The sequence below is a fragment of the Streptomyces roseochromogenus subsp. oscitans DS 12.976 genome (assembly GCF_000497445.1).
Lineage (GTDB): Bacteria > Actinomycetota > Actinomycetes > Streptomycetales > Streptomycetaceae > Streptomyces > Streptomyces oscitans.
Window position 1 is genome coordinate 7,504,783 of record NZ_CM002285.1, and the last position, 19,133, is coordinate 7,523,915.

Here is a 19,133-nt window from a genome sequence, read left to right on the forward strand (position 1 = left end):
ACCGGCCAGCGCCTCGGGCGCCGAGCCGTGCACCACCCGCACCCCGACCCCGTGGGCGTCGGCGTTGGCACGGATCCGCTCGACCCCGTCGGCCGCCTTCTCGACGGCGACGACGGCCGCGCCGAGCCGCGCGCACTCCACCGCCACCGAGCCCGATCCGGCGCCCACGTCCCACACCAGGTCGCCCAGCCGGGGACCGAGCCGGGCCAGCGCAAGCGCCCGTACCTCGAACTTGGTGATCATCGAGTCCCGGTGCGCGAACGCGCCCTCGTCCAGCGCCCAGTGCGTCGGCCGGTCCGGCACACCGGCGACGGTGCGCACCGCGCCGAGCGCCCGCGCCTCGTCCAGGCACAGCACCACGCTCACCGCCGTACCCCAGTCCCGGGCCGCCGCCTCGGCGGGCGTCACCCGCTCCACGCGCTCCCGCTCCGGATCGCCGAGCCCGCTCGCCACGACGAGGACACGACCGTCGCCGAGCGCGGCACCCAGCTCGGCGGGCCCGGCCCCCGGCCCCGTGAGCACGGCCACTTTGGGATGGGCACGGCAGACGTTCACCGCCGTACGAAGGTCCCGCCCGTGCGCGCTCACCACCACCGCGTCGTCCCAGGGCAGCCCGAGCCGCGCGAACGCGGTGGCCACGGAGGACACCCCCGGCCGCACATCCAGTCGCTCGGCGCCGAACCGCTCGGCCAGCGCCCGCACGATCCCGAAGAACCCGGGATCCCCGGAGGCCAGCACCACGACCTTCTTGCCCAGATACTCCGCGATCGAGTCCAGCGCGGGCGCCAGCGGCCCGAGCACGACCCGCCCGGCGCCCTCGGGCAGCCGTACGGCGTCCAGGTGCCGGCGCCCGCCGACGACGAGGGCGGCTCCGGCGAGGAGACCCTCCGGGACCGGCGCGCCCGTGCCCGCGCCGACGACCGTGATCAACTCTTCGCCCTCTGCTCGCGCAGGGCCCGCCGGGCCTGAGGGTCGGCCTTGCGGTACCCGTGGAAGTGCCCCGGGTGGTACAGGTGCGAGCGGGTGCCGTGCGCGTCCAGTGCCGGGCCGACCAGGAAGAGCGTGTGCTTCCAGAGCTTGTGCTCCTTGACCGTCTCCTCCAGCGTGCCGACCGTGCACCTGACGATCAGCTCCTCCGGCCAGGTCGCCTGATAGGCGATGACGACCGGGGTGTCCGTCGGATAGCCGCCCTCCAGCAGTTCGCGCACCAGCTGCCCGCTGCGCGCCGCCGACAGGAAGATCGCCATGGTGGTGCCGTGCCGGGCGAACTCGCGTACCTCCTCGCCGGGCGGCATCGGCGTCTTGCCGCCGCCCAGCCGGGTGAGCACGACGGACTGCGCGACCTCGGGGATGGTCAGCTCACGCTGGGCGAGCGCGGCGACGGCGGAGAAGGACGAGACGCCCGGGACGACCTCCGTGGTGATCCCGAGCTCCGCGCACCGGTCCAGCTGCTCCTGCGTGCCGCCCCACAGCGCCGGGTCGCCGGAGTGGATGCGGGCCACCTTCAGGCCCTCGGTCCGGGCGCGCCGGTAGACGGCGACGACGTCCTCCAGGGACATGGCCGCCGAGTCAAGGATCTCCGCGCCGTCGCGCGCGTGCTCCAGGACCTCCGCCTGGACCAGACTCGCCGCCCAGATCACCACGTCCGCCTCCGCGATCGCGCGCGCGGCGCGGAACGTCAGCAGATCGGCGGCGCCGGGGCCGGCGCCGACGAACGTCACCTTGCCGGTGGGGGCATCGGCCATGGGAAGGGTCCTCTCGTGCGGAAACATCGGGAAGCGTCTGGAAGCGCGTCGGCAAGCGCCCGGAAACATCCGGAGACATCGGAGACGCAAGTCGAAATCGGTGAAATGTCAGGGTCTGGGGGAGTGTGGTCGGCGCCGGATGTGCGCGAAGGTGCCTCGATCGGATAGCAAGGGCCTATGGCGGTCCTCGTCGCGCTCGGCGCGTTCCTGATGACGCTGGCCGGCGGCTGGACGGCACAGCGCGTGACCGACCGTCGGCACCTCGTCCTGGGCCTGGCCGGCGGTCTGATGCTCGGCGTGGTCGGCCTGGATCTGCTGCCGGAGGCGCTGCACGCCGCCGACCGCGAGGTCTTCGGTGTACCCGCCGCCCTGCTGTTGTTCGTGGCCGGATTCCTGCTGGCCCATCTGGTGGAGCGCACGCTGGCCGCACGTCAGGCGGCCCACGGCGGTGCCGAGGGACACAACCACCGGGCGCCCGAGGTGGGCCTGACCGCCGCCGCCGCGATGGTCGGGCACAGCGCCATGGACGGCGTGGCGATCGGCGCGGCCTTCCAGGTCGGCGGCGGCATGGGCGCGGCCGTCGCGCTCGCCGTGATCGCGCACGACTTCGCCGACGGCTTCAACACCTTCACCATCACGAGCCTGTACGGCAACGCCCGCCGCCGCGCGATCGCGATGCTGGTGGCCGACGCCTGCGCACCTCTGGTGGGCGCGCTGTCGACCGCCTTCTTCCACATCCCCGAAGCGGTGCTCGGCGGCTATCTCGGCCTCTTCGGCGGCGTTCTGCTCTACCTCGCCGCCGCCGAGATCCTGCCCGAGGCCCACCACGAACACCCCGCACGCTCCACCCTGCTGTGCACGGTCGCGGGCGCGGCCTTCATCTGGCTGGTGGTGGGCCTCTCCGGCGGCTGAACGGACCGGTGACGGGCGGCCGGCCTCCAGGGCGGCCGGTCCGGCCGGCCGTCTCGGGCGCCTCACAGCTTCCCGCCCCGTCCGTCGTTCCGGCGCGGCGGCGCGATCAGCGTCGACAGATACGGCAGCGGCGTCCCGTCCAGCTCGGCGGCCGGCCGCACCGACTCCTCCGGCAGACCCAGCGCAGAACCCCATACGGCGTCGCCGAGCCGCCCGGTCTCCCGCAGCGCGTCCGCGACCTCGGCGGCCTGCCGCCCGAACTTGTACGCGACGACGGTGCCGGGCCCGGCCAGCGCCTCCTTCAGCACCGCCGACCCGGCGGTCACCGGCACCAGAGTCAGCGGCTCGGTGCCCTCCGTCAGCACGGCACCGGACCGCGCCGCCAGATCCTGCATGGCGGTGATCCCGGGCACGGTCTCCACGACGGCGCCCGGCACCAGCTCCAGGATCGTCTGCGCCAGATAGGTGAACGTCGAGTACACGTTCGGATCGCCGATGGTGGCGAAGGCGACGGAACCGTGTTCCCTCAGCAGCTCGGCGACTCTGGCGCCCGCCGCATCCCAGGCGGCCTCCCGGCGCGCCCGGTCGGTCCGCTCGTTCAGCGCGAACACCACCCGGACGACCTTGTCCTCGGGCACATAGTGCGACACGGTCGCCTCGGCCCGTCCCCGCTCCCCGCCATCTGTTCCATCAGATGCAGCCATCACGGGTACGACGACGACCGCGGCGGCCCGCAGGGCGTTGACCCCCTTGACGGTCACCAGCTCCGGATCACCGGGACCGACCCCGACTCCGACCAGCCTGCTGCTCATGATGTCCGGCACCTCTCCACGAACCGACGGGCCACACCGGGCTCGGACGCCCAGTGCGTGTGCAGGTAACTCGCGTGCACGCCCTGCTGTACGAAACCTTCGACCCGCCGCACGGGTGTCCGCACGCCCCAGGCGGGAGCGGCACCGGCGCCCGGCTCGACGACGGTGCGATGGAATTCATGCCCCCGCATCCGCGTCCCGGCGACGGCCAGCACACTGTCCCCGACGGCCACGGCGTCCCGGTACCCCAGGGTGAGCCGCTCCGTCATCCGCGCGGTGGCATCCAGCACACCGCACATGGGCTGCCCGTCCAACTCCCGGCACAGATAGAGCAGCCCGGCGCACTCGGCGGCGACGGGCGCGCCCCGCTCCGCGAGTCCGGCGACGGCTTTGCGAAGGGGCTCGTTGGCGGACAGCTCACCGGCATACACCTCGGGGAACCCGCCCCCGATGACCAACCCGGCCGTTTCTTCGGGAAGTTGCTCGTCGTGGAGGGGGTCGAAGGTGACAACTTCGGCCCCTGCGGCGGCGAGCAGCTCGGTGTGCTCGGCATAGGAGAAGCTGAAGGCGGGCCCACCGGCTACGGCTACGACAGGTGCTTGCTTGTCAGCCGACCGAGTCGGGATGGGGGTCCAGGGGGCGGAGCCCCCTGGTACCTGACCGGCAGTACGCGCAAGTGCCTCCAGGGCGTCCAGGTCACATCCCCGAGAAACCAGCGCCGCCATCGCCCGTACGGCCTCCACCGCCGCAGACTGCCGTTCAGCGACCGGCACCAGACCCAGATGCCGCGACGGCGTCTCCACAGGTACCGCCCGCCGCAAGGCGCCCAGCACCGGCACCCCGGCCGATTCCAGCGCCTCCCGCAGCAGCTCCTCGTGCCGATCGGAGGCCACCTTGTTCAGGATCACGCCCCCGACCCGTACCCCCGGATCCCAGGAAGCGAACCCATGCACCAGCGCGGCGACGGACCGCGACTGCGACGACGCGTCGACCACCAGCACCACCGGCGCCCGCAACAGCTTGGCGACCTGCGCGGTGGAGGCCAGTTCACCTTCCCCCGCCGCCCCGTCGTACAGCCCCATCACACCCTCGACCACGGCCAGGTCACACCCGCGCGCCCCGTGCAGGAACAGCGGAGCGATCAGCTCGGGCCCGCACAGATACGCGTCCAGGTTCCGCCCCACCCGCCCGGTCGCGAGCGCGTGATACCCGGGGTCGATGTAGTCCGGCCCGACCTTGTGCGGGGACACGGCGAGCCCCCGCGCGGCGAACGCGGCCATCAGCCCCGTGGCCACGGTGGTCTTGCCGCTGCCCGAGGAGGGCGCGGCGATGACCAGCCGTGGCACCGACGACATCACCACTCGATGCCCTTCTGGCCCTTCTGCCCCGCATCCATGGGGTGCTTGACCTTGGACATGTCGGTGACGAGATCCGCGAAGCCGACCAGCTTGTCCGGCGCGTTACGGCCGGTGATCACCACATGCTGCGTACCGGGCCGGTTCCGCAGCACCTCCACGACCTCATCGGTGTCCACCCACCCCCAGTGCATCGGGTAGGCGAACTCGTCCAGCACGTAGAGCCGGTACGTCTCGGCCGCCAGATCCCGCTTGACCTGCTCCCAGCCCTCCCGGGCCTTCTCCTCGTTGTCCATCTGGGCGTCCCGCTGCACCCACGACCAGCCCTCGCCCATCTTGTGCCAGTCGACGGTGCCGCCCTCGCCGGAGGCGCCGAGCACGCGCAGCGCGTTCTCCTCGCCGACCTTCCACTTGGCCGACTTGACGAACTGGAACACCCCGATCGGCCACCCCTGGTTCCAGGCGCGCAGCGCGAGCCCGAACGCGGCGGTGGACTTGCCCTTGCCGATGCCGGTGTGCACGACGACCAGCGGCCGGTTCCGCCGTTGACGAGTCGTCAGACCGTCATCGGGTACGACACTCGGCTGTCCCTGCGGCATTACGCGGCCCTCCTGCTCTGAATTCCCTTCACGAGCCCGGCGATCGAGTCGGCCCGCAGCTCGTCCAGCGTGACGGCCGTACCGCCCAGCTCACCCGCGAGCTGCCCGGCGAGCCCGAGCCGTACCGGCCCCGACTCGCAGTCCACGACCACCGAGGCGACCCCCTCGGCCGCGAACAGCCGCGCCGCCCGCCCCGCGAGCGCCACCGGCTCAGGGCCACCCGTGGCCCGTCCGTCGGTCACCACCACGACCAGCGCCCGCCGCGCCGGATCCCGCAGCCGCTCCACGCGCAGCACCTCGTGCGCCTTGAGCAGCCCGGCCGCCAGCGGCGTACGACCGCCCGTCGGCAGCGACTCCAGCCGTACGGCCGCCGCGTCCACGGACGACGTCGGCGGCAGCGCCACGTCCGCACCGGATCCCCGGAAGGTCACCAGACCCACCTTGTCCCGCCGCTGATAGGCGTCCAGCAGCAGCGACAGCACGGCACCCTTCACCGCGCTCATCCGCTGCCGCGCCGCCATCGACCCGGAGGCGTCCACCGCGAACAGCACGAGGTTGCCCTCGCGGCCCTCCCGGGCCGCCTGCCGCAGATCGTCCCGGCGGATCACCAGCCCCGGCCCGGACCGGCCACGCGCCCGCTGATGCGGGGCCGCCGCCTGCACGGTCGCGGCCAGATGCAGCTTGGTCAGCGCGCCCCGGGGCCGCCGGGCCCCGGTCGTCCGCCCGTGCTCGGTACGCGCCCGCGACCGCCGCCCGGCGGCACCCTCACCGATCCCGGGCACGCTCAGCACCTTGGTACGGAACGGCTCGGCGGCCCGTACGGCCGACTGCTCCTGAGAAGAGCCGGACATCTGCGGCTCCCCGCCCTCCCCGGCCTCGGGCCGCACGGCGGTGTCCCCGCCCCCCTGCGGTCCGGAGTCGGGGCGCGGCTGACCGCCGCCGCCACCCGGACCGTCCGGGTCGGGATCGTCCTCGCCCTCGCCCTCGTCCTCGCCGGAGAACTGCTCCAGCGTCTCGTCCAGCCTGTCCTCGTCCAGACCGGGAGCGTCGAACGGGTTGCGGCGCCTGCGGTGCGGCAGGGCGAGCAGCGCGGCCTGGCGCACATCCTCCGCGAGCACATCCGTCCGCCCGGCCCACGCGGCCAGCGCGGTCGCCGTACGTGCCATCACGATGTCGGCCCGCATGCCGTCCACCTCGAAGGCCGCGCAGGTCGCCGCGATCTGCCGCAGCGCACCGTCGCCCAGCCGCACCTTCGGGAGCAACTCCCGTGCCGCCACGACCCGTTGCCGTACGCCGGCCTCCTCCTCGGCCCACCGCGCGGCGAAACCGGCCGGATCGTCGTCGTACGCCAGCCGGCGCCGTACGACCTCGACCCGCTGGTCCGGCTCGCGGGAGGCCGCGACCTCCACGGTCAGCCCGAACCGGTCCAGCAACTGCGGCCGCAGCTCGCCCTCCTCGGGGTTCATGGTGCCGACGAGCAGGAAGCGCGCCGCGTGCCGCACGGAGACGCCCTCGCGCTCCACGTACGAGGCGCCCATCGCCGCCGCGTCCAGCAGCAGGTCGACCAGGTGGTCGTGGAGCAGGTTGACCTCGTCGACGTACAGGATGCCCCGGTGCGCGTCGGCCAGCAGGCCCGGCTCGAACGCCTTCACGCCCTCGGCGAGCGCCCGCTCGATGTCCAGGGCACCGACCAGGCGGTCCTCGGAGGCGCCGACGGGGAGTTCCACCATCCGCGCGGGCCGCGCCGCACCGGCCCCGGCCTCGTGCGGACCGTCCGGGCACGACGGGTCCGGGGCCGCCGGGTCGCAGGAGAACCGGCAGCCGGGGACGACGGCCACCTGCGGCAGCAGCGCCGAAAGGGCGCGTACGGCCGTCGACTTGGCCGTGCCCTTCTCGCCGCGCACCAGCACACCGCCGACAGCGGGGCTGACCGCGTTGAGCAGCAGGGCGAGCCGCAGGTCGTCCTGGCCGACAACGGCCGTGAAAGGGAAGGGGGTTGTCACTGGTCGTCGCCCTCCAAGTCGCCTTCCAGCTCCAGGTAGGTGGCGCGCAGCCGCTCCAGCGTGTCCGCGTCCGGCTCGGCCCACAGGCCCCGGTCCGCCGCCTCCAGGAGCCGCTCGGTGATGCCGCGCAGCGCCCACGGGTTGGACTTCTTCATGAAGTCCCGGTTCTCCGGGTCGAAGACGTACTCCGCGCTGAGCTTCTCGTACATCCAGTCGTCGACCACGCCCGCCGTGGCGTCGTAGCCGAACAGATAGTCCACGGTCGCCGCCATCTCGAAGGCGCCCTTGTAACCGTGCCGGCGCATCGCCGCCATCCAGCGCGGGTTGACCACCCGGGCCCGGAAGACGCGGTGCGTCTCCTCGCCCAGCGTCCGCGTCTTCACCTGGTCCGGTACGGCGCTGTCACCCACGTACGCCTCGGGGTTGGCGCCGGTCAGATGCCGGACCATCGCGACCATGCCGCCGTGGTACTGGAAGTAGTCGTCCGCGTCGACCAGGTCGTGCTCACGGGTGTCGACGTTCTTCGCCGCCACCGCGATCCGCTTGAACGCGGTCTCCATGTCCCCGCGCGCCGCCCGCCCGTCGAGCCCGCGCCCGTAGGCGTAGCCGCCCCAGACGGCGTACACCTCGGCCAGATCCGCGTCGCTGCGCCAGTTGCGCGCGTCGATCAGCGGCAGCAGACCGGCGCCGTACGCGCCCGGCTTCGAGCCGAAGACCCGGGCCGTAGCCCGGCGCCGGTCCCCGTGCGCGGCCGCGTCCTCCTCCACATGCGCCCGCACGTAGTTGCTCTCGGCCGGCTCGTCCAGCTCCGCCACCGCCCGCACCGCGTCGTCGATCAGCCCCACGACGTGCGGGAACGCGTCCCGGAAGAAGCCGGAGATGCGGACCGTGACATCGATGCGCGGGCGGCCCAGCTCCGCCAGGGGAACGATCTCGAAGCCGGTCACCCGGCGCGAGGCGTCGTCCCACACCGGACGGCAGCCCAGCAGCGCCAGGATCTCGGCGATGTCGTCGCCCTGGGTACGCATCGCGGACGTACCCCAGACGGTCAGGCCGACAGACTTCGGGTACTCGCCCGTGTCCTGGAGGTACCTCTGCACCAGCGAGTCGGCCAGCGACTGCCCGACCTCCCAACTCAGCCGGGACGGAATGGCCTTGGGGTCGACCGAGTAGAAGTTCCGGCCGGTCGGCAGGACGTTCACCAGGCCGCGCGTCGGCGAACCCGAGGGACCGGCGGGGACGTAGCCGCCGTCCAGCGCCCGCAGGATGTGCCCGATCTCGTCCGTGGTGCGGGCGAGACGGGGTACGACCTCGTCACAGGCGAACTCCAGCACGGCGATGGCATCCGGGAGTTCGACGCCGAGCGCGTCCCCGAGCACGGCGGACACGGCCGCCCGCTCCCAGGCCCGCTCCTCCATGCCCTCCGCGATCCGCCGGCACAGCTGCTCCAGCAGGTCGATCGCGTCGGCGGCCGTGCGCGACGGACCGTCGACCAGGTCCGTCAGCTCCACCGGCACCTTCACCGGGACACCCGGCTCGGCCAGCAACTCCTTCTCGACCAGCCCGAAATGAGCTGCCAGCGCGGCCCTCAGCCCCGGCAGCGCGTCGGCCTGGCCGCCCCACACCTGGGAGGCGCGCAGCACGGCCAGCACCAGGTTCACACGCGGCTCGCCGACCGGACCGCCGCCCAGGATGTGCAGGCCGTCCCGGATCTGCACGTCCTTGATCTCGCACAGATAGCCGTCGATGTGCATGACGAACTCGTCGAAGTCGTCGTCCTCCGGCTGCGCGTCCACATGCAGGTCGTGGTGCAGCTCGGCCGCCTTGACGAGGGTCCAGATCTGGGCGCGGACGGCCGGGGCCTTCGCCGGGTCCAGGTCGGAGACGAGCGCGTACTCGTCCAGCAGCTGCTCCAGCTTGGCCAGGTCGCCGTAGGTGTCGGCACGCGCCATCGGCGGCACCAGGTGGTCCACCACCGTGGCGTGACCCCGCCGCTTGGCCTGGGTGCCCTCACCGGGGTCGTTGACGATGAACGGGTAGATTAGGGGCAGATCGCCGAGGACCGCGTCCGGCGCGCAACCACGTGACAGCCCCAGCCCCTTGCCCGGCAGCCACTCCATCGTGCCGTGCTTGCCCATGTGCACGATGGCGTCCGCGCCGAAGCTGTTGTCCAGCCAGCGGTAGGCCGCCATGTAGTGGTGCGAGGGCGGCATGTCGGGGTCGTGGTAGATCGCGATCGGGTTCTCGCCGAAGCCGCGCGGCGGCTGGATCATCACGACGACGTTCCCGAACTGCAGCGACGCCAGCACGACGTCCTCGCCGTCGACGTACAGGCTGCCCGGCGGCTCGCCCCACGCCTCCACCATGGCGTCCTTGAGGTCCGGGTCGAGCTTCTCGAACCACGCCCGGTAGTCCGCCAGCGGCACCCGCGCGGGCGCGGCGGCCAGCTGATCCTCCGTGAGCCACTCGACGTCATGGCCGCCGGCCTCGATCAGCCGGTGGATCAACTCGTCGCCCCCGGAGGGGTATTCGGTGAGCGAGTAGCCCGCGTCGCGCAGGGCGTCCAGGACGCGCACCGCCGACGCGGGCGTGTCCAGACCGACCGCGTTGCCGACCCGGGAGTGCTTCGTCGGGTACGCCGTGAAGACCAGCGCGATCTTCTTCTCCGCGTTCGGCTTGTGCTTCAGCTCGGCGTGGCGCAGGGCGATTCCGGCCACTCGCGCGGCCCGCTCCGGGTCGGCGATGTACACCGGGACCTCGTCAGGGCCCTGCTCCTTGAAGGAGAACGGCACGGTGATCAGCCGCCCGTCGAACTCCGGGATCGCGACCTGCATCGCCGCGTCCATGGGGGACAGCGCGGCGTCCGACTCCTCCCATGCGGCCCGCGAGGAGGTGAGGCAAAGACCTTGCAGCACGGGGATGTTGAGGTCCGCGAGGGCCCCGATGTCCCAGGCTTCCTCGTCGCCGCCGGCCGAGGCCTGCGAGGCGTGGGTGCCGCCCGCGGCCAGGACCGTGGCGACGAGAGCGTCGGCCCCGGCGAGGACCTCGTACAGCCCGGCGTCCGCCCCGCGCAGCGAACCGCAGTACACCGGGAGGGCGTTGGCGCCGCGCGCCTCGATGGCGTCGCACAGGGTGTCCACGAAGGCGGTGTTGCCGCTCAGTTCGTGAGCCCGGTAGAAGAGCACGCCCACGGTCGGGCGCCCGTCCCGGACCTCGTAGGCGCCGTGGACGCCGTACTCCGGCATCTTCCGCGGCTCCTCGAAGCCCTCGCCGGTCAGCAGCACGGTGTCGGACAGGAACCGGGACAGCTCCAGCAGGTTCGCCGGGCCACCCTCGACCAGGTACTTCAAGGCCTCCGCCACCACACCGGCCGGCACCGACGACTCGGCCATCAGCTCGGCGTCCGGTACGGCCTCGCCGCCCAGCAGCACGGTCGGGATCCCGGCCGCCTTCAGCGCGGCCAGCCCCTCCTCCCAGGCGCGCTTGCCGCCCAGCAGGCGTACGACGGCCAGGTTCGCGCCGTCGATCAGCCCCGGCAGCTCTGCGGAGACGTCCACCCGGGTCGGGTTGCCGATGCGGTAGTCCGCGCCGGAGGCCCGGGCCGCCAGCAGATCCGTGTCGGCGGTCGACAACAACAACACTGTGCTCATGCAGGCGCTCCCGGTGGGATGAAAGGCAGTCCTTGCGGCGCGCCCGACTCGATGAGCCGCCAGAGCGCGTCCGTGTCCGCGTGCTGTTCGATCAGGTCGCCGAGCCGGTCGAGCTGCTCCTCGCGCAGCGCGGCGAAGGAGGTGTCCGGCGCGGGCACGAAGCGGCGGCCCGCGGCGGCGGCCACCTCGCGCAGGAAGGCCCGCCGGAAGCCGTCCGACTCCAGCGAACCGTGCCAGTGGGTGCCCCAGGTCTGGCCGACCCGGCAGCCGTCCAGGCTGTGTCCTTTGTCATCGGAGATGAACCCCTCACCGCCGAGGATGTCGGCGACCCCGTGGTGGATCTCGTACCCCTCGACCCGCTCGCCGAGGGCCTCTCCTTCCGGCCGGGTCAGGGTCTTCTCGCGGGCGAACCGCACCCGCACGGGCAGGATCCCCAGTCCGGCCACATGCCCCTCGCGGCTCTCGACCTCGTCCTCGATGTGCTCGCCGAGGATCTGGAAGCCGCCGCAGATGCCGAGGACGGGGCGGCCTTCGGCGGCCCGGTGCTTCAGCGCCTCCGCCAGCCCGCGCTCCCGCAGCCACTCCAGCGCACGCACCGTGCCCCGCGTACCCGGGATCACCACCAGGTCCGCGTCCGCCAGCTCCTCCGGGCGGTCCACGAACCGCACCACGACACCCGGTTCGGCGGCGAGGGCGTCCACGTCCGTGAAGTTGGACATCAGCGGGATCGCGCACACGGCGACGCGCAGCACGTCCTCGCCGACCGGGGGAGACACGGTCGACTCGCGGACCGTGCCGCGCAGCGAAACGCGCAGGCCGTCCTCCTCGTCGATGCCGAGCCCGTGCCGGAACGGCAGCACGCCGTAGGCGCGCCGCCCGGTGAGGCCGTGGAGCATCTCCAGCCCGGGCTCCAGCAGGGAGACATCGCCTCGGAACTTGTTCACCAGGAACCCGGCGACCAGTTCCTGGTCCTCGGGCGAGAGCAGGGCGACAGTGCCGAAGAAGGAGGCGAAGACGCCGCCGCGGTCGATGTCGCCGACCACCAGCACGGGCAGCCGCGCGTTTCGCGCGATCCCCATGTTCACGATGTCCGTCCGGCGCAGATTGATCTCCGCCGGTGAACCCGCCCCCTCACAGATCACCGCGTCATACGTGCCCCGCAACTCGGCCAGGCAGTCCAGCACCGTGCCCAGCAGCCGCTGTTGCCGCCCGCCGTGATAGCCGCGGGCGCTCAGCTCGCCCACCGGCTTGCCCAGCAGCACCACCTGGCTGCTCTGCTCGCCGCCCGGCTTGAGCAGCACCGGGTTCATCAGCGCGGTCGGCTCGATCCGGCACGCCTGGGCCTGCATGGCCTGCGCCCGCCCGATCTCCGCGCCCTCACGGGTCACGAAGGAATTGAGCGACATGTTCTGCGCCTTGAACGGCGCGACCTTGACGCCCTGACGCACCAGCCACCGGCAGATCCCGGCCGTCACGACGCTCTTGCCGGCGTCGGAGGTGGTGCCGGCGACGAGAAGTCCCCCGTTCACTGTCCACGTCCCTTCAGACCCTTGGCGAGACCTTTGACGAAGAGGCGCGCGGCGACCGTGGTGCCGAGCGCGAGCAGGCCGACGCGGCGGGAGAGCCGTACCGCCCGGTCGATGTCGCTCACCTGGACCGCCCGGCCGGTGTGGCCGTTCAGCACGGGCCGGTGCTCGACCCGGCCGCCGTAGGAGAGTGTGCCGCCCAGGCGGACGCCGAGCGCGCCCGCGAACGACGCTTCGACGGGGCCCGCGTTGGGGCTCGGGTGCTTGGGGGCGTCGGCCTTCCAGGCGCGCAGGGCGCCTCGCGGGTCGGGTCCGGCCGCGGCGGCGAGTACGGCGGTCAGCCGGGCTCCCGGCCAGCCGGCCACGTCGTCGAGGCGGGCCGAGGCCCAGCCGTAACGGCGGTAGCGGGAGGACTTGTGACCGACCATCGCGTCCAGGGTGTTGACGGCCCGGAAGCCGAGCAGCCCGGGCACCCCGGCCATCGCGCCCCACACCAGCGCGCCCACGACGGCGTCGGAGGTGTTCTCGGCGACCGACTCGACCACGGCCCGGGCGATCCCGTCGGCGTCCAGCGCCTGCGGGTCCCGGCCGCACAGATGCGGCAGCCGCGCCCGCGCCGCCTCGACATCCCCGCGCTCCAGGGCGCTGCCGATGGTGCGGGCCTCGCGCGCGAGCGAAGTGCCGCCGACCACCGCCCAGGTGGCGGCGGCGGTCAGCGCGACGGAAGCGGCGGGGGAGGGGCGTACAGCGCGTACGGCCACCGTGCCGAGTGCGACGGCGCCACCGGCGCACACCACGGTGTGCAAGGTGCCCCAGCCGCGGTGGTCGTGCCACAACGCGCCGTCCACGGCAGCGGCCGCACGCCCGAACGCGGCGACCGGATGCCCGTGGCGCGGATCGCCGAGGAGCAGGTCACCGAGGAGGCCGGCGGCGGCGCCGTACGCGTAGCTGCGATCGGCACCCATCGGCTCAGCCGTCCGTGGGGACAGGAGCGGGCCTGGTACGGGTCCTTCGGCAGCCGGGCATGGCGATCGGTGTCCTCACTCAGGGTGTCCGCGCCCTGGTTCGACGAGATTCGGCGGTGAGAGTTCCTGGCTCCCGGGGGTTCTTCCCCGGTGACAGTGGCGGGACCGCGCCGGATTCGCACCGGCTTCCTCTCCTGCCGCCGTACATGGCGTGGGCAGTCCACCACGCGCCCGGAACGGCCGTCAACTTGCCATTGACCTGCACGGGGAGAGTGTGCCGATCCCCACATCGCGGGGTGCCCGTGGCCTGTGCGCACGGCGAAGGCTCCTCTCCGCGGCGGGCGGGGAGGAGCCTTGGTGATGCCCGGTTCGTGATGCCTGTGGTGGTGCCTGTGGTGGTGCCGTCCGGTTCGTGGCGTTCTGTCAGGCCTTGGCGACGATCAGGTAGATGCCGTACGCCACCGCCGCCGCGCAGGCGGCGAAGCAGACGTAAGCGCCGGTGACGGCGAGCGCGGCGGAGCCGCCCTGCGCGGCCGCCCTCTCGCGCCGGGCCAGACCGTTGACACCGAGGGTGAACAGGGCCACCAGGGCCACGGTGAACACGAGGCTGACGCCGAAGACGGAGCCGATGGCTGCCCAGTCGATCTTCATGATGCTTCCTTCGGTAACCGGGTGGCCGGGGTCAGACGGTGGCGGCCGGCGGGGCGGACTGGCGCGCGGACTCGGCGGCCGGGGCGGCGATCGTGGCCGTCAGGTCCTCGGCGACCGTGCCCGCCGGGGGCGGGGTCACGGCGGCGATGGCGGTGGTCACCACGCCGGCCGGCTCCTCGGTCTCGACGACGTTGGTGTGGTCGATGACCTCGCGGCGGGAGATCTTCCAGATCGCGGCGCTGGCGGCGACGAGGAAGACGGCGACGACGGCGGTGCCCCAGTCACCCAGGTCCGTGACGGACTCGGCGCCCGCGCCGACCAGCGCGGCGGCCGGCAGGGTGAGCACCCAGGCGACGGCCATCCGGGTCGCGGTGGACCAGCGGACCACGCCGCCCTTGCGGCCGAGGCCCGCGCCCATCACCGAACCGGAGACGACGTGCGTGGTGGAGAGCGAGAAGCCCAGGTGGGAGGAGGCCAGGATGGCGGTCGCGGCGCTGGTCTGGGCGGCGAAGCCCTGGCGCGGCTCCAGGTCGGTCAGGCCCGTGCCCATGGTGCGGATGATGCGCCAGCCGCCGATGTAGGTGCCGAGCGCGATGGCCAGGCCGGCGGAGAGGATGACCCAGACCGGCGGGTTGGAGCCGGGGGCGATGGCGCCGCCCGCGATCAGCGCGAGGGTGATGATGCCCATCGTCTTCTGGGCGTCGTTGGTGCCGTGGGCGAGGGAGACCAGGCCGGCGGAGGCGATCTGGCCGGCGCGGTACCCCTTGCGCGTGGCCTCGCCCTCGCCCTCGGCCTTGCCGCCGATGCCGTAGGAGAACCGGGTGGCCAGCATCGACGCGACGCCCGCCACGACGGGCGCGGCGACCGCCGGGAGCAGCACCTTGGTGACCAGGACGTCACCGTGTACGGCACCGAAGCCGGCGGAGGCGACGGTGGCGCCGATCAGACCGCCCATCAGGGCGTGCGAGGAGCTTGAGGGCAGGCCCACCAGCCAGGTGACCAGGTTCCAGAGGATCGCGCCGACCAGGGCGGCGAAGATGACCTCGGGACGTATGCCGCTCTCGTTGACGAGACCCTTGGAGATCGTGTTCGCGACCTCCACGGAGAGGAAGGCGCCCACCAGATTGAGGGCGGCTGACATGGTTACCGCGATCTTGGGCTGCAGAGCGCCTGTGGAGATGGTGGTGGCCATCGCGTTCGCGGTGTCGTGGAAACCGTTCGTGAAATCAAACGCGAGTGCGGTTACCACCACAATCGCGAGGATCAGCGAGAAGCTTTCCATTTACCCAGGCAATCTTTCGAGGTCATTGGCTGGACGAACGTAGGCAACCTGGATGAACGGAAGGTGAACTGGGGCAGGCCTGAGGGTGTCCTGGGAGGGGGGTTGGTGTTCCGTTTCGCTCCGGTTCGGCACCGGCGCCCCAGCCGCCCCTTGACTACCGGCTACGCGCGAAGACCCGCAGCCGGCTCGCGGACCCGTTGAAGAGATCCTGGTCACCCGGCAGCGTGCCTTCGGACTGGTACTGCCAGAACGTCCAGTACCGCCACCCGCCCGGCAGCGTCACCGGCGTCTCGGTGTCGTGCCAGGCGATCCACAGGGGGTTGGTCTTCGAGAACGAACGGCTGTTGCCGGTGCAGAGCTTCCACCACTGGGCCGTCGTGTAGATCACCGGGCGGCGGCCGGTCTTCCGCTTGACCTCGTTGCTGAAGGACCGGAGCCAGCGGACCATCCGCTTCTTGCTCAGCCCGTAGCACTTGTGCTTCTTGTTGTACGGGTTGTATTCGATGTCGAGCGCGGGCGGCAGCGTCCAGCCGTCCGCCCGCCAGCCGCCGCCGTGCCGCACGAAGTACGCGCCCTGTTTGGCGCCGGAGGACTTGTCCGGCCGCGCGAAGTGGTACGCGCCCCGGACCAGGCCCGCCTTGCGCGCGCCGTTGTACTGCTGGGCGAAGTAGGGGTTGCGGTAGTTCGTGGACTCGGTCGCCTTGACGTAGACGAACCGCGCGCCCTTGGACCGGGAGGCGGACCAGCCGACGCGCTTCTGATGGGACGAGACGTCGTGACCGCGAGGCTTGCCCTCGGCCGGCGCCGGAGCTGCGGCCGCGGTGCTCGCGGTGCCCGTGAGGGCGAGCGCCGCCGTGACCGCCACGAGGACACCGGCGCGGCGACGGAAGGGTGGGCGTTCACTGGCCATGTGTCTCCCCGGGTCGGCGGACCCAAGATCGTCCGGCGGGCAAGGGGGACCATTGAAGGCCGGGCGATCACCGAATCGGGCGCCTTTTTACGGCGATTCACCCCGACTTCCGCCGTTCGGGGGTACGCGCTTCCGGCCGGAACTACCCGCCCACCCCCCGTTCCGCGGTGCGGCTGGCAGGATCGCGGCATGGCTGAACAGCGGCGGGACGCGGAACGGGAACACCTCTGGGCGGAACTGGTCACCACGGCACGGCGGACCGTAACCGACGGGCTGGTGGTCGGCACCTCGGGCAACGTCTCGGCGCGCGTCGGCGACCTCGTTCTGGTCACCCCGTCGGGCGTGCCGTACGACCGGCTCACCCCGGACGACCTCACCGGCGTCGACCTCACCGGCCGCCAGGTGCTCGGCACGCTGGTGCCGACCAGCGAGCTGCCCATGCACCTCGCCGTCTACCGCACCACCGACGCCCGCGCGATCGTCCACACCCACGCCGTGCACGCCACCGCGGTCTCCACCCTGGTGCCCGAGCTGCCGCTGGTCCACTACATGGCCGCCGCACTCGGCGGCCCGGTCCGCGTCGCCCCCTACGCCACCTACGGCACCGACGCACTCGCCGAGCACATGCTCCGTGCCTTGGCCGACCGCTCCGGCTGCCTCCTGCAGAACCACGGCACGATCACCTACGGCGCCACCCTCGACCAGGCCTATGACCGCACCGCTCAGCTGGAGTGGATGTGCCGCCTGTGGCTGACGGCGTCCTCCGTACCGGGCCTGACCCCGTCCCTGCTGACGGAGACACAACTGGCCGAGGTGGGGGAACGTTTGCGGGGGTACGGCCAACAGAGGTGAATCCTGAGCTTCCTTTTGACCCTTGTCGCTTCAGCTTGACCTTTGTCGCTTCAGCGGGCCGCGGCTTTCCGACTCCGCTCACTGTGATCCGCCGCAGTGCCGCTCAGCCACGACGCACATGTCCGGCGGTGCCGAATCCACCCGCACCCCGGCGTTCCCCGTCCGGCCCCACATCTCCGCTGGCCGGTGACGGCAACCCCCACGACACTGGACCCGTGCGCATCGTCAAAGCGACCGCCCTCACCACGGCCATAGCCGCTGGCATGACAATGGTGTCCGTCGCCGCCGGCCGGCTCGCCAGCGATGCCGCGCTGAAGGCGCCCGCCGGGCGCCCCCTGCCCACCGAACCCCGCCTCACTGTGCACGGCACAGCCGCCGGCCAGATCACCCTCACCCGCGATCTGGCCTCGCTGCGCCCCGGCACCTACGGCCTCGCCGGCGACGGCTCCCACGCGGTGGTGGGCCCCGTCCTGGAGGCGGCCCGGCACGCGGCCGACACCGTCGTACGCCGTCTGGAACGCGTCACGTACGGCACCCTCGCCGCCGGCGACGCGGTGTGGCTCACCCCGAACCTGTACGTCGGCAACCCCGGCACCGCCCTGGGCCTCGACCACGCCGAGATCGACGTGCCCGGCGAACTCGGCGAACTGCCCGCCTGGTTCGTGCCCGGCGCCCGGGACACCTGGGTGATCGCCGTGCACGGCCTCGGCACCACCCGGGAACAGGCCATGAACCTCATGGCCCCGCTGCACGCCCGCAGGGTGCCGGTCCTCGCGCTCGCCTACCGTGGCGACCTCGGCGCCCCGCGCCCGCCGGACGGACTGAACCACCTCGGCGAGACCGAGTGGCGCGACCTGGACGCGGCCATCCGCTACGCCGTCCGCCAGGGCGCCCGCCGGGTCGTGCTGCTCGGCTGGTCCACCGGCGCCACCATGGCGCTGCGCGCCGCCGAGCACTCCGCGGTGCGCGAGCGGATCGCCGGACTGGTCCTCGACTCGCCGGTACTCAGCTGGGAGGCCACGCTGCGCGCCCTCGCCCGGGCCCGCCACACCCCGCAGCCGCTGCTACCGCTCGCCGTACGGGCCGCGCAGGGCCGGGCCGGCCTGCACGCCGACCGGGTCGCCGAGATCACCAACCCTGACCGGCTCACCGTGCCGACCCTGATCTTCCACGGACCCGACGACGAAGTGGCCCCCTGGGAGCTCTCCCGCCACCTGGCCCGTCGCCGCGCCGATCTGGTTTCCCTGCACACCGTGCCGCGGGCCCCGCACGCGGCGATGTGGAACGCCGATCCGGAGGAGTATCAGGAGCGGCTGCGCCGCTTCCTGACCCCGCTGGTCTGACGGCCACGACCACGGCCAGCCATTACCACGGCCACGACCACGGCCGTCGACCAAGGCCGCCGATCACGGCTACCGATCATGGCTACCGATCACGGTCGTCGGCCACGCCCACGACCTGGGTCACCGGCCCCGGCGTCAACCCCGGCATCAACTCCGGCCCGGCCCGGTGTCGGACATTCCGTTTAACATCGTACGACTGGCCTGATCACGCCTCATCACCCCGCGTCGCACCCCGTCCCTTGGCCAGCCCCGTCGCCCGCAGTGACATTCCGTTTGGGTTTTCCGACCGTCAACCGGAAGACTGCACCCGTGACGTCCCGTATCCCGCGCGACTCCAGGCTCCGACTCGTCCGACCGCGACCCCTGGCCGCCGCCCCCAGAGCTGTGAACCAGCGGCGTCCGCGCCGCCCCGCACCCCGGCCGCCGGAGGGCACCCCGGCCCCCGCGGAGCTGGCCGGATTGGCCCGCACCGGGCTGGCCGGCCCGGTCCGGGTCGCCCGCTGGGCCGACACCGCGCTCGGCCCCGGC

15 protein-coding genes, 1 pseudogene and 1 riboswitch are annotated in these 19,133 nt (G+C 72.6%); of the genes and pseudogenes, 4 read left to right on the forward strand and 12 right to left on the reverse strand.

The genetic code is table 11. The features are described from left to right. Both cbiE and cobM read right to left on the reverse strand, forming a co-directional pair. On the reverse strand, positions 1 to 930 hold a 930-nt coding region (cbiE, locus tag M878_RS82080; protein ID WP_023551689.1), incomplete at its 3' end, for a precorrin-6y C5,15-methyltransferase (decarboxylating) subunit CbiE. Continuing rightward, the gene (cobM, locus tag M878_RS82085; protein ID WP_023551690.1) at positions 927 to 1,745 is read right to left on the reverse strand and encodes a precorrin-4 C(11)-methyltransferase; all 819 of its coding nucleotides are present in this window, start codon (positions 1,743 to 1,745) and stop codon (positions 927 to 929) included. The genes cbiE and cobM, both read right to left, overlap by 4 nt. Before the next feature lie 177 nt (positions 1,746 to 1,922). Here cobM and M878_RS82090 point away from each other — a divergent pair, with 177 nt between their 5' ends. Next, positions 1,923 to 2,657, forward strand: a complete 735-nt coding sequence (locus M878_RS82090) for a ZIP family metal transporter (protein ID WP_023551691.1) — start codon at positions 1,923 to 1,925, stop codon at positions 2,655 to 2,657. 62 nt (positions 2,658 to 2,719) lie between these two features. Here M878_RS82090 and cobI read toward each other — a convergent pair whose 3' ends face one another. The 10 genes from cobI to M878_RS82140 all read right to left on the reverse strand — a co-directional run bounded on the left by cobI (position 2,720) and on the right by M878_RS82140 (position 16,410). After that, positions 2,720 to 3,469, reverse strand: coding sequence for a precorrin-2 C(20)-methyltransferase (gene cobI / locus M878_RS82095; protein ID WP_031226512.1), 750 nt, complete (start codon positions 3,467 to 3,469; stop codon positions 2,720 to 2,722). Further along, a complete protein-coding gene (locus M878_RS82100) occupies positions 3,466 to 4,824 on the reverse strand; it encodes a cobyrinic acid a,c-diamide synthase CobB (RefSeq protein WP_031226513.1) in 1,359 nt (452 codons plus the stop codon). Before M878_RS82100 ends, cobI begins: the two co-directional genes overlap by 4 nt. After that, positions 4,824 to 5,423, reverse strand: coding sequence for a cob(I)yrinic acid a,c-diamide adenosyltransferase (gene cobO, locus M878_RS82105; RefSeq protein WP_023551694.1), 600 nt, complete (start codon positions 5,421 to 5,423; stop codon positions 4,824 to 4,826). The genes M878_RS82100 and cobO overlap by 1 nt, the downstream gene beginning before the upstream one ends. Then, the gene (locus tag M878_RS82110; RefSeq protein WP_023551695.1) at positions 5,423 to 7,426 is read right to left on the reverse strand and encodes a putative cobaltochelatase; all 2,004 of its coding nucleotides are present in this window, start codon (positions 7,424 to 7,426) and stop codon (positions 5,423 to 5,425) included. The genes cobO and M878_RS82110 overlap by 1 nt, the downstream gene beginning before the upstream one ends. Further along, positions 7,423 to 11,076: a cobaltochelatase subunit CobN gene (cobN, locus tag M878_RS82115; RefSeq protein ID WP_031226514.1), complete on the reverse strand. Its 3,654-nt coding sequence runs from the start codon at positions 11,074 to 11,076 to the stop codon at positions 7,423 to 7,425. Before cobN ends, M878_RS82110 begins: the two co-directional genes overlap by 4 nt. Next, complete coding sequence (locus tag M878_RS82120) at positions 11,073 to 12,605, reverse strand: cobyric acid synthase (protein WP_023551697.1); 1,533 nt, start codon at positions 12,603 to 12,605, stop codon at positions 11,073 to 11,075. The genes cobN and M878_RS82120 overlap by 4 nt, the downstream gene beginning before the upstream one ends. Then, positions 12,602 to 13,567 (reverse strand): cobalamin biosynthesis protein, encoded by a 966-nt coding sequence (locus M878_RS82125; protein WP_023551698.1) that lies wholly within the window; start codon positions 13,565 to 13,567, stop codon positions 12,602 to 12,604. The genes M878_RS82120 and M878_RS82125 overlap by 4 nt, the downstream gene beginning before the upstream one ends. Before the next feature lie 98 nt (positions 13,568 to 13,665). Further along, a riboswitch (cobalamin riboswitch) is annotated at positions 13,666 to 13,807 on the reverse strand. 183 nt (positions 13,808 to 13,990) lie between these two features. Further along, complete coding sequence (locus M878_RS82130) at positions 13,991 to 14,218, reverse strand: hypothetical protein (protein ID WP_023551699.1); 228 nt, start codon at positions 14,216 to 14,218, stop codon at positions 13,991 to 13,993. A 31-nt stretch (positions 14,219 to 14,249) separates the two neighbouring features. Beyond that, the gene (locus M878_RS82135; protein WP_023551700.1) at positions 14,250 to 15,500 is read right to left on the reverse strand and encodes an inorganic phosphate transporter; all 1,251 of its coding nucleotides are present in this window, start codon (positions 15,498 to 15,500) and stop codon (positions 14,250 to 14,252) included. Between the two features lie 154 nt (positions 15,501 to 15,654). Continuing rightward, positions 15,655 to 16,410, reverse strand: coding sequence for a lysozyme (locus M878_RS82140; RefSeq protein WP_023551701.1), 756 nt, complete (start codon positions 16,408 to 16,410; stop codon positions 15,655 to 15,657). A gap of 189 nt (positions 16,411 to 16,599) precedes the next feature. Here M878_RS82140 and M878_RS82145 point away from each other — a divergent pair, with 189 nt between their 5' ends. From M878_RS82145 to M878_RS000000100415, 3 genes and pseudogenes are all read left to right on the forward strand, one after another. Further along, complete coding sequence (locus M878_RS82145; RefSeq protein ID WP_023551702.1) at positions 16,600 to 17,262, forward strand: class II aldolase/adducin family protein; 663 nt, start codon at positions 16,600 to 16,602, stop codon at positions 17,260 to 17,262. 215 nt (positions 17,263 to 17,477) lie between these two features. Next, on the forward strand, positions 17,478 to 18,605 hold the full coding sequence (locus tag M878_RS82150) for an alpha/beta hydrolase (RefSeq protein ID WP_031226516.1): 1,128 nt from the start codon (positions 17,478 to 17,480) through the stop codon (positions 18,603 to 18,605). Between the two features lie 309 nt (positions 18,606 to 18,914). Further along, positions 18,915 to 19,133, forward strand: a pseudogene (locus tag M878_RS000000100415) (hypothetical protein); the annotation flags it as partial.

Excerpts from the sequence above, each read along its gene's own strand:
- cobM (WP_023551690.1), bottom strand. The coding sequence starts at position 1,745 with ATGGCCGATGCCCCCACCGGCAAGGTGACGTTCGTCGGCGCCGGCCCC.
- M878_RS82090 (WP_023551691.1), top strand. The coding sequence starts at position 1,923 with ATGGCGGTCCTCGTCGCGCTCGGCGCGTTCCTGATGACGCTGGCCGGC.
- cobI (WP_031226512.1), bottom strand. The coding sequence starts at position 3,469 with ATGAGCAGCAGGCTGGTCGGAGTCGGGGTCGGTCCCGGTGATCCGGAG.
- M878_RS82100 (WP_031226513.1), bottom strand. The coding sequence starts at position 4,824 with ATGTCGTCGGTGCCACGGCTGGTCATCGCCGCGCCCTCCTCGGGCAGC.
- cobO (WP_023551694.1), bottom strand. The coding sequence starts at position 5,423 with ATGCCGCAGGGACAGCCGAGTGTCGTACCCGATGACGGTCTGACGACT.
- cobN (WP_031226514.1), bottom strand. The coding sequence starts at position 11,076 with ATGAGCACAGTGTTGTTGTTGTCGACCGCCGACACGGATCTGCTGGCG.
- M878_RS82125 (WP_023551698.1), bottom strand. The coding sequence starts at position 13,567 with ATGGGTGCCGATCGCAGCTACGCGTACGGCGCCGCCGCCGGCCTCCTC.
- M878_RS82130 (WP_023551699.1), bottom strand. The coding sequence starts at position 14,218 with ATGAAGATCGACTGGGCAGCCATCGGCTCCGTCTTCGGCGTCAGCCTC.
- M878_RS82135 (WP_023551700.1), bottom strand. The coding sequence starts at position 15,500 with ATGGAAAGCTTCTCGCTGATCCTCGCGATTGTGGTGGTAACCGCACTC.
- M878_RS82140 (WP_023551701.1), bottom strand. The coding sequence starts at position 16,410 with ATGGCCAGTGAACGCCCACCCTTCCGTCGCCGCGCCGGTGTCCTCGTG.
- M878_RS82145 (WP_023551702.1), top strand. The coding sequence starts at position 16,600 with ATGGCTGAACAGCGGCGGGACGCGGAACGGGAACACCTCTGGGCGGAA.